Source organism: Micromonospora inaquosa (assembly GCF_003857055.1).
GTDB classification, from domain to species: Bacteria; Actinomycetota; Actinomycetes; order Mycobacteriales; family Micromonosporaceae; genus Micromonospora; species Micromonospora inaquosa.
Genome location: NZ_QGSZ01000306.1, coordinates 1 through 9,055, shown reverse-complemented (window position 1 = coordinate 9,055; position 9,055 = coordinate 1). Strand labels below are relative to the sequence as shown.

Here is a 9,055-nt window from a genome sequence, read left to right as displayed (position 1 = left end):
GGCTACGGCCCCGCGTTCCTGCACCGCACCGGCCACGGCATCGGTCTGGACGGGCACGAGGAGCCGTACCTGGTGGCCGGCAACGACCGAGCGTTGGAGGCCGGCATGGCGTTCTCCATCGAACCGGGCATCTATCTGGCGGGCCGCCACGGCGCCCGCATCGAAGACATCGTCGTCTGCACCACGGACGGCGTGCAACGGCTCAACACCACCCCCACGGAGCTCATCGCGCTATGACTGTCGACCGGATCCTCCCCACCGACGAGGCCCACGACCTGCTGGGTCTCGCCACCGAGCTCGCCGACCGCGAGCTCGCGCCGAAGGCCGCGGCCTTCGAGGAACGCGCCGAGTTCCCCCGCGAGGTGCTGCGGACGCTGGGCCGGGCCGGCCTGCTCGGCCTGCCCTACCCCGAGGAGTACGGCGGCGCGGCCCAGCCGTACGAGGTGTACCTGCAGGTGTTGGAGATCCTGGCCAGCCGCTGGCTCGCGGTCGCCGAGGCGGTCAGCGTGCACACCCTGTCCTGCTACCCGGTGGCGGCGTTCGGCAGCGACGAGCAGCGCAAGCTGCTGCCGGACATGCTCGGTGGCGAGTTGCTGGGCGCGTACTGCCTCTCCGAGCCGCAGGGTGGCTCGGACGCGGCGGCGCTGACCACCCGGGCGGACCGTGACGGGGACGCGTACCTGGTCTCCGGCACCAAGGCGTGGATCACCCACGCCCGCACGGCCGACTTCTACAACGTCTTCTGCCGCACGTCAGGGCCCGGCCCGAAGGGGATCTCCTGCCTGCTCGTCGACGCGGGCACCGCCGGCATCACCCCGCAGGCGGCCGAGCGGACGATGGGGCTGCGCGCCTCCCCGGTGGCGCAGATCGCCTTCGACGAGACGCGGGTGCCGGCCGACCGGTTGATCGGCGGCGAGGGGATGGGCTTCACCATCGCGATGTCCGCGCTGGACTCCGGTCGGCTGGGCATCGCGGCGTGCGCGGTCGGGCTGGCCCAGGCCGCCTTGGACTACGCGGTCTCCTACGCCCGCGAGCGGCAGCAGTTCGGGCGTTCCATCATCGACTTCCAGGGCCTCGGGTTCATGTTGGCCGACGCGGCCACCCAGATCTCCGCCGCCCGTGCGCTGACCCTGGCGGCGGCCCGGCTGCGCGACGCCGGCCGCCCGTACGCGATCGAGGCGGCCAAGGCGAAGCTCTTCGCCACCGACATGGCGATGCGGGTGACCACCGACGCGGTGCAGGTGCTCGGGGGCGCGGGTTACGTGGCCGACCACCCGGTGGAGCGGTACATGCGCGAGGCGAAGGTGTTGCAGATCGTGGAGGGCACCAACCAGATCCAGCGGATGGTGATCTCGCGGGCCCTCGCGAAGGGCTGACGACGGCGCGTGGTGGCGCGGCCGCGGTGGGTGCGTCCGGGCCCGTCGCGGCCCGCCACCGGTTACGTCGTCGCCGTGCGGCGGTTTTCCCGGTAGGTTGCACGCCGTGGAGGAGATCGACCGCGCTATCGTCGCCGCGCTGACCGCCGACGGCCGTCTGTCGTACACCGACCTGGCCGAGCGGGTGGGGCTGTCGGTGTCCGCCGTGCATCAACGGGTCCGCCGGCTTGAGCAGCGCGGGGTGATCAAGGGGTACGCCGCCCGGGTGTCGTTCGAGGCGCTGGATCTGCCGTTGACCGCGTTCGTGGCGATCCGGCCGTTCGATCCGTCGCAGCCGGACGACGCCCCGGAGCGGCTGGCCCACCTGCCGGAGATCGACTCGTGCTACTCGGTGGCGGGGGAGGACTTCTACATGTTGTTGGTGCGGGTGGCCAGCCCCACCGACCTGGAGCGGGTGCTGCAGGAGATTCGTACATCGGCGAATGTCACGACCCGGACGACGGTGGTGTTGTCCACGCCGTACGAGAACCGGCCGCCGAAGATCAGCGCTGCGGCACCGAGTCGGTCGCGGTCCCGGGCGCCGGAGGAGCCGGCTGGTTCCACCGCAGGATGACCTGCCGGCCGTGTTCGTGACCGAGCGCGCTGACCGTGGCGGTGTCCAGGCGTAGCCGCCCACCGGCGGACGGGGGCAGGCCGATCCAGCGGGCACCGAGCACCCGCAGGCTGTGCGCGTGCCCGACCAGCGCGACGGTGCCCCGGTCGAGCAGCGGGGTGACCCGGGCCAGCACCCGGTCGAGCCGTTCGCCGACCTGCGCGGGGGACTCCCCACCGGGGCAGCCGTCGGTCCAGATGTTCCAGTGCGGGTCGTCGTCGTGGATGTCGACGGTGGTGCGGCCCTCGTACTCGCCGTAGTTCCACTCGCTGAGGTCCTCGTCGACGCCGTCCACGGTGAGCCCGGCCAGCTGCGCGGTGCGCAGCGCCCGGACGCGGGGGCTGGCCAGCACGGTGACGAAGCGTCGGCCGACCAGGAACGCGGCCAGGGTGCGGGCCTGTCGCTCGCCGTCGGGGGTGAGCTCCAGGTCGGTGTACGAGGTGTGCCGCAGGCTGGCGCTCCAGGTGGTCTCGCCGTGTCGGATCAGCAGGAGCTCTCCCATGCGGTCAGTTAACCATCGTGGGACGGGGCCGACAGGCGACCCACCCACAACCTATCTTCCTAGGACGCCTTACGGAGTGTGCCAACGGGCACCACCGGTTTCGGCACCCGGAGACCGGGCACACGAGCCAGGACAACCGCCAGACCGAGGAGGCGCGATGAGCTTCACCGAGAAGGCAAAGAACAAGGTTGAGCAGATGGCCGGCGCCGCGAGGGAGCGCGTCGGCGACATGACCGACAACGAGCGGATGCGTGGCGAGGGCGCCAGCCAGCAGAGCGACGCGCGCGCCAAGCAGGCCGGTCAGAACGTCAAGGACGCTGGTCGCAACGTGAAGGACTCGTTCACGAAGTGACCTGAGCTAGGCACGGGTCCCCGGACGGCGATGCGTCCGGGGACCCGTGGTTCAGCCGGCGGAACGTTCCGCTACCGGTCGGCGGCGCAGGCCCACGCTGGAGATGGCGGGCGGCACGTAGGCCACGTCGTTGGGGCCGGCGTCGGTGCCGGGCGGGGCGATCTCGTCGATCCGGTCGAGGATTTCGTCGCTCAGGGTGACGTCGGCGCCGGCCAGCAGGTCGTCGAGCTGTGCCATGGTGCGCGGCCCGATGATCGCCGAGGTGACGCCCGGGTGCGCGATCGCGAACGCCATCGCGAGGTGGGTGAGAGGCAGGCCAGCCTGCTCGGCGAGCGGGACGAGCTGCTCCACGACGTCGAGCTTGCGTGCGTCGCTGAAGTGCTGCGGGGTGTGACCGGAGCGGTGGCTGTCGAATTCCTGGCCCTTGCGATACCGGCCGGTGAGCAGGCCCTGACCCAGCGGGCTCCACACGAGGGTGCCCATCCCGTAGCGCTGGCAGACCGGCAGCACTTCGCGTTCGATGCTGCGATTGATGATCGAGTACGGCGGTTGTTCGGTGCGGAAGCGTTCGAGGCCGCGTCGCTCGGCGACCCACTGCGCCTCGACGATGTCCGACGCGGGGAAGGACGACGCACCGATCGCGCGTACCTTGCCGCTGTGGACCAGGTCGGACAGGGCGGACAGGGTCTCCTCCAGGTCGACCGACGGGTCGGGGCGGTGGACCTGGTAGAGGTCGAGGTGGTCGGTCCGTAGGCGGCGCAGGGAGTCCTCGACCGCTGTGGTGATCCAGCGCCGTGAGTTTCCGCGCTGGTTCGGGTCGTTGCCCATCGGATAGTGCAGCTTGCTGGCGAGTACGACGTTGTCGCGGCGGCCCTTGAGTGCCTTGCCGACGATCACCTCGGATTCGCCGGCGGAGTACACGTCGGCGGTGTCGACGAAGTTGATTCCTGCGTCGAGTGCCTTGTGGATGATGCGCACGGAGTCGTCGTGCTCGGGGTTTCCCATGGCGCCGAACATCATGGCGCCCAGGCAGTACGGGCTGACGTCGATTCCGGTCCGGCCCAGGTTGCGGTATTTCACTGGTGTCCTTCGGAGTGGTTTGGTGATTGGTCGGTGCTGTGCCCGGAGAAATGGCACGTGACTCCATGGAAGCGCCGCGGCCGGGGCGCAACTAGCGAAATCGTCTCGCCTGTTTGCACGATCCTGCTCGGGCGGAGTCAGGGGAGGGCGGCGCCGCCGTCTTCGGGTCCGGCACGTATGCGTAGCGCGTCGACGCTGGGCGGAGCACCGAACAGTCGCCGGTATTCGCGGCTGAATTGGGACGGGTTGTCGTAGCCGACGCGATGGGCGACGCGGGTGATTTCGTTGGGGCTGTTTGCCAGCAGTAGTCTCGCCGTCTGCAGGCGGATGTGCTTCTGGAACTGGATGGGGCTCATCGCCGTCACGGCCTGGAAGTTTCGGTGGAACGCGGAGACACTCATCCCGGACAGGTGTGCCATTTCGTTGACACGGAACGGCCTTGGGTAGTTCTCGCGGATCCATTGGACCGCCCGGGCGATGTGGCTCAGGCTGCTGTCGGCGAGGCCGATCTGGCGGACGATGTCACCCTGTTCGCCGGTCATCAAGCGCCAGAGGATTTCGCGTTTGAACAGGGGGGCCAGTGTTCTTCGGTCCTGTGGCTGGTCGAGCAGGCGCAGCAGCCGCACGATGGCGTCGAGCAGTTCGTCCGGGGCGTCGCTGACCGCGATTGCGGGTCGTGCGGCGCCGGGGGAACGTGGCAGATCGCCGGGGCCGGCCTGCAGCAGCAGTTCGGCGATGGTGGTGGGGTCCAGGGTCATTCCGAAGCCGAGGGTGGGGTCGCCCGGGGCGGCGTTGATGACGTGGCCTGTCACCGGGAGGTCGATCGAGGCGACGAGGTACTGGCCGGGGCCGTACTCGTAGATCTGGTCGCCGAGGGCGAGCCGTTTGCCACCGCGGGCGATGACCGCGAGTACTTTGCCGGACATCGAGGAGACCGGGGCGGCGGTGTGGTCGATCCGGCAGACCCGGACGCCGTCGATGCCGGTGGTCAGGTCGAGGCGCGCGTGCCGTTCCAGCAGGTCGCGTAGCTCGTCCAGGGGCATTCCCCGATTGCAGCACGTGCCGTGCGGGGGTCGCTGCTCAGCGGCAGGATCGTGCTAGGACTCGCGAGTTTCGGGTGGGCGGCGGAAGGCGTGGGGACAACGTTTCGCCTTCACGTTTGCGATGATCACGGCCGTGACTCGATCTTGGGTGCGTCGGCTGTGTGGCGTGCTGGTTGTGGTGGGCGTTGTCGGCGGTGCCGGGTGCACGGCATCCCAGGTGCCGCCGTCGGACGAGCCGGTCTTCGTCGGCTCGTCCGACGCTGTGCCCCTGCCCTCGGCCGGCGCGATTTCCCCGGGTTCGGTGGCGACGTCAACCGGCTCCGTCGCACCGTCGGCTGGTGCCGCGCCGATAGTTCCCACTGTGCCGGGGGCGACGCGGGTGGGGGCCCGGGCTGCGGTGGTGGACCACGGCCCGCGCACTGGCGCCAAGGTCGCGTTGACCTTCGATGCGGACATGACCGACGGGATGTTGGCCAGTCTGCGGGCCGGGCGGGTGACGTCGTACGCGAACCTACGCGTCCTGGACCTGTTGGAGCGGGAGCAGGTGCCGGCGACGTTCTTCCTGACGGGCAAGTGGGTGCAGCGGTATCCGGAGGTGACGCGCCGGATCGCTGGTAATCCGCGTTTCGAGTTGGCCAACCACACCTATGGGCACGCGGCGTTCACCGCTGACTGTTATGACCTGCCGCGGCTGCCGGTGGACGAGTTGGCCGGTGATGTGGCGAAGACGTTTGAGGTGATCGCGTCGTACGGGGGTCGGCAGACCCGGTACTTCCGGTTTCCGGGGTTGTGTCACGACGCGGCGGCGCTGGACGCGTTGGCGCCGCTGGGTGTGACGGTGGTCGACGGGGACGTGGTGAGCGGTGATCCGTTCGCGACGGCGTGGAAGCCGTTGGTGCGGGCGGTGTTGGACCACGTTCGCCCCGGGTCGGTGGTGATCATGCATGTGACCGAGGCGAACGCGGCGATGACCGATGAGGCGTTGCCGCACATCCTGGCCGGCTTGCGGGAGCGGGGGCTGGTGCCGGCGCCGTTGTCGGAGGTGCTGGCCGGCTCGCCTGTCTCCTGAGCGGGTGCGGTGCCATGGTCCCCACACGCAGCACCCCCGGACAGCAGAGCGTCCGGGGGTGCCCCACACGGGGTCAGTCGTCGCGGTGGTCGGCCCACCACTGCTGGCCGTCGGCGGGGAGGGTGTCGATCGGGTCGTAGTAGGCGTAGCGCTTGTTGAGCGCCTCCAGGTCGGCGGACTCGATGGAGGTGCGGTAGTTCTTGGTCCAGTAGGAGATGCCGCGTTCCCGGTCGTAGTCGGTGAGCATGTGCACCCAGCGTTTGCCGACGAAGGGGACGTCGCAGACGATCCGTGGGGTGGCGTAGCCGGGCAGGTAGCCCATGATGTCGTGCTGGAGTTGTTGGGCGTGCCAGACCGGGACGCGCCAGTGTTCGGCGTTGGGGATCATGTCGCACATGTAGAAGTAGTACGGCAGGATCCCGGCTTCGCCTTGCAGGGCGAAGCAGAGGTCGAGCAGTTCCGGGGTGGTGGCGTTGACGCCGCGCATGAGGACGCCCTGGTTGCGGACGTCGCGGACGCCGACGTCGAGGGCGGTCTGGGCGGCCTTGGCGACCAGTGGGGTGAGCGACTGGGCGTGGTTGACGTGGGTGTGGATGGCGAGGTTGACACCACGTCGGGCGGCGGTGCGGGCGACGCGTTCGAGGCCTTCGACGACGTCGGGCTGCAGCCAGTGTTGGGGGAGGCCCATGAGGGCTTTGGTGGCGAGCCGGATGTCGCGGACCGTTTCCAGTTCCAGCAGGCGCATGAGGTACGACTCGAGGTTGCGCCAGGGGACGTTTGCCACGTCGCCGCCGGAGACGACGACGTCGCGGACGCCGGGGTGGGCCTTGAGGTAGGCGATGTGGGCGTCGTAGCGGTCGACGGGCTTGAGGGTGAGTTTGAGTTTGTCGACGGCGGGGGTGGAGTTGCCGACGAGGTCCATGCGGGTGCAGTGGCCGCAGTATTGGGGGCAGGTGGAGAGCAGTTCGGCGAGGACCTTGGTGGGGTAGCGGTGGGTGAGGCCTTCGGCGACCCACATGTCGTGCTCGTGGAGGCTGTCGCGGCTGGCGTAGGGGTGTGACGGCCAGTCGGTGCGTCGGTCGGAGGCGACCGGGATCATGTAGCGGCGGATGGGGTCGGCGAGCAGTGCCTCGGTGGTGGGGGTCGCGAACGGCACCATCGTGTTGATCATTTGGGGTGGCACCAGCATGGACATGGTGGCCAGGGCCTTCTGGTCGGCTTCGAGGTCGGCGTAGAAGGTGTCGTCGATCAGGTCGCCGAAGACGGTGCGGAGCTGCTTGATGTTCTTGACGCAGTTGACGCGTTGCCACTGGGCTGATTCCCATTGGTCGCGGGTGACGTTGCGCCAGCCGGGGAAGCGGGTCCAGTCGGGTTCGACCAGGGGGCGGCGGTGGTATTCGTAGGGCTGCCCGGCGGTCGGTGCGGCGACCGGGGCGTGACGGGGTTGAGGGATGGTCTCAACCGGTTGGGTCTGGGTCACGGCCCCTCCTCGGTGGTGCGGTGGATCAACGAAGCCCGAAGGCTACTGGAAAATATCCGGTACAGAAACTAGTCTGCCGTAAGTTTTCCCGCTACGCGAGCCTTGACCGGGGCTTCGAGCGGCTGGACAGGGGGAGGTCGGCGTGACGTCACCGGTGGGACTGCACCGCGTCGTGCAACCGGCGGGGGTGCTGCCGCAGGCGGCCTGGCGGCTGGACGCGTCCGCCGCGATCGCGCCGAACGAGGTGCGGATCCGCGTACAGCGGCTGAACCTGGACGCGGCGAGTTTCCGGCAGTTGTCGGAGAAGCACCGCGGCGACGGTGACGCGGTCCGCGCCGAGGTGCTGGAGATCATCGCGACCCGGGGGAAGATGCAGAACCCGGTGACCGGGTCGGGTGGGATGCTGATCGGCACGGTCGAGGAGGCCGGTCGACGTTCCCCGCTGGGGCTCAGGGCGGGGGATCGGGTCGCCACCCTGGTGTCGTTGACGTTGACGCCCCTGGTGATCACCGACGGGTTGGCCCGTTGGGACGGGCGCAGCGAGCAGGTGCCGTGTGACGGGTGGGCGATCCTGTTCGCGCGGTCCATCGCCGCGGTGTTGCCCGACGACGAGGACCCGCAGTTGTCCCTCGCCGTGCTGGATGTGTGCGGGGCGCCCGCGCTGACCGCCCGGGTGGTGTCGGGCTACGTGGAGGAGCGTCGGCGTACGGGTGATCCGACGCCGGTGCGGGTCGCGGTGATCGGTGGGGCCGGTAAGAGCGGGTCGTTGTCTCTGGCGGCGGCGCGACGGGCGGGTGCCGCGCGTACCGTCGGGGTGGTGCCGGTGGCGGCGGAGCGCGACGCGCTGACGGCCGCCGGTCTGGCGTCGGTGGTGGCGTTGGCCGACGCGCGCGACCCGGTGGGGTTGTCGACGGCGGTGACCACCGCGCTGGGTGTGCCGGCGGACGTGACGGTGGTGTGCGTGGACGTGCCGGGGTGTGAGCACGGGGCGGTGTTGGCCACCGCGGACGGCGGCACGGTGATCTTCTTCTCGATGGCGACGAGCTTCTCCGCCGCGGCGTTGGGCGCGGAGGGGTTGGCGGCGGACGTGACGATGCTGGTGGGCAACGGGTACGTGCCGGGGCACGCGGAGTTGGCGCTGGGGCTGCTGCGGGCCGAGCCGGGGGTGCGTCAGCTGTTCACGGCGCGGGTCGCGGCAGACTGAGGTCATGACGAACCCCTCGACGTTGTATCGCGGCGGCGTGCTGCACTGCCCCGCCGAGCCGAGCGCGACCGCGCTGCTGGTGTCCGGTGGACGGATTGCCTGGTTGGGGACCGATGGTGACGCGCCGTCGGCCGACCGGGTGGTGGACCTGGGTGGGGCGTTGGTGACGCCGGCGTTTGTCGACGCGCACGTGCACGCCACGGACACCGGGTTGGCGTTGTCCGGGCTGGAGTTGTGCGGGGTGCGCTCGGCGGGGCAGTTGCTCGACGCGGTGGCGGGGTTCGCGGCGGGTCTGCC

The 9,055-nt window shown here is 69.9% G+C and carries 11 protein-coding genes; 7 read left to right on the top strand and 4 right to left on the bottom strand.

Annotated elements, in window-relative coordinates:
- The 3 genes from DLJ59_RS28010 to DLJ59_RS28000 all read left to right on the top strand — a co-directional run.
- On the top strand, nt 1-237 hold a 237-nt coding region (locus DLJ59_RS28010), incomplete at its 5' end, for a M24 family metallopeptidase (RefSeq protein WP_124776145.1).
- Nucleotides 234-1,376, top strand: coding sequence for an acyl-CoA dehydrogenase family protein (locus DLJ59_RS28005; protein WP_124776143.1), 1,143 nt, complete (start codon nt 234-236; stop codon nt 1,374-1,376). The genes DLJ59_RS28010 and DLJ59_RS28005, both read left to right, overlap by 4 nt.
- Nucleotides 1,377-1,482: 106 nt before the next feature.
- Entirely contained in the window at nt 1,483-1,989 is a 507-nt protein-coding gene (locus DLJ59_RS28000) for an Lrp/AsnC family transcriptional regulator (RefSeq protein ID WP_124776141.1), read from the top strand.
- Here DLJ59_RS28000 and DLJ59_RS27995 read toward each other — a convergent pair.
- Nucleotides 1,919-2,530 carry a histidine phosphatase family protein gene (locus DLJ59_RS27995; protein ID WP_124776139.1) on the bottom strand — a complete coding sequence of 204 codons (612 nt, stop codon included), beginning with the start codon at nt 2,528-2,530 and terminating at the stop codon, nt 1,919-1,921. The two genes, DLJ59_RS28000 and DLJ59_RS27995, sit on opposite strands and share 71 nt — an antisense overlap.
- Nucleotides 2,531-2,687: 157 nt before the next feature.
- Between DLJ59_RS27995 and DLJ59_RS27990 the strand changes: the two genes are divergently transcribed.
- Entirely contained in the window at nt 2,688-2,882 is a 195-nt protein-coding gene (locus DLJ59_RS27990; protein ID WP_088989634.1) for a CsbD family protein, read from the top strand.
- Nucleotides 2,883-2,933: 51 nt separating this feature from the next.
- Here the strand turns inward: DLJ59_RS27990 and DLJ59_RS27985 are convergent, their stop codons facing one another.
- Both DLJ59_RS27985 and DLJ59_RS27980 read right to left on the bottom strand, forming a co-directional pair.
- Nucleotides 2,934-3,962 carry an aldo/keto reductase gene (locus DLJ59_RS27985; RefSeq protein WP_124776137.1) on the bottom strand — a complete coding sequence of 343 codons (1,029 nt, stop codon included), beginning with the start codon at nt 3,960-3,962 and terminating at the stop codon, nt 2,934-2,936.
- Between the two features lie 137 nt (nt 3,963-4,099).
- Nucleotides 4,100-5,005, bottom strand: coding sequence for an AraC family transcriptional regulator (locus DLJ59_RS27980; protein ID WP_124776135.1), 906 nt, complete (start codon nt 5,003-5,005; stop codon nt 4,100-4,102).
- A gap of 166 nt (nt 5,006-5,171) precedes the next feature.
- Here DLJ59_RS27980 and DLJ59_RS27975 point away from each other — a divergent pair, with 166 nt between their 5' ends.
- Nucleotides 5,172-6,074, top strand: coding sequence for a polysaccharide deacetylase family protein (locus DLJ59_RS27975; RefSeq protein ID WP_244236276.1), 903 nt, complete (start codon nt 5,172-5,174; stop codon nt 6,072-6,074).
- Nucleotides 6,075-6,147: 73 nt separating this feature from the next.
- Here DLJ59_RS27975 and DLJ59_RS27970 read toward each other — a convergent pair whose 3' ends face one another.
- Nucleotides 6,148-7,554 carry a KamA family radical SAM protein gene (locus DLJ59_RS27970; RefSeq protein WP_124776133.1) on the bottom strand — a complete coding sequence of 469 codons (1,407 nt, stop codon included), beginning with the start codon at nt 7,552-7,554 and terminating at the stop codon, nt 6,148-6,150.
- Between the two features lie 142 nt (nt 7,555-7,696).
- Between DLJ59_RS27970 and kdd the strand changes: the two genes are divergently transcribed.
- Nucleotides 7,697-8,758: an L-erythro-3,5-diaminohexanoate dehydrogenase gene (kdd, locus tag DLJ59_RS27965; RefSeq protein ID WP_124776131.1), complete on the top strand. Its 1,062-nt coding sequence runs from the start codon at nt 7,697-7,699 to the stop codon at nt 8,756-8,758.
- 4 nt (nt 8,759-8,762) lie between these two features.
- A partial coding sequence (locus DLJ59_RS27960; RefSeq protein ID WP_148096973.1) for an amidohydrolase family protein occupies nt 8,763-9,055 on the top strand: 293 nt, incomplete at its 3' end.